General features: G+C 47.5%; 1 protein-coding gene. It reads right to left on the minus strand.

What is annotated here, in order from left to right:
- Positions 1 to 238, minus strand: a 238-nt coding sequence (locus PGQ38_RS17705) for a threonine/serine exporter family protein (protein ID WP_330674535.1), incomplete at both ends; no start/stop codon positions are given.

Genomic DNA, 238 nt, shown 5'->3' on the forward strand with positions numbered 1-238 from the left:
CCACAATGGAAGGCACTGTCACGGAAATCCTTGGATAACCCACCTTATTTTTCAAAAGGGAGGCAAGAAGTCCGGCTGTAAGAGCCCCTATAAATGCAGCTACTGCCGGAGGTAAAGCTACGAGATCCACCAGTTCAAGACGGAGGGTATTTGCAATTGCACCAAGTATTGCCGTAGAACAGGCAATCCTGACTGGGCTGTTAAACATGATAGAAAAACCGAACACGCCGAAAAAGCT

This window comes from Blautia faecis (genome assembly GCF_027662325.1).
Classification (GTDB): Bacteria; Bacillota; Clostridia; order Lachnospirales; family Lachnospiraceae; genus Blautia_A; species Blautia_A faecis.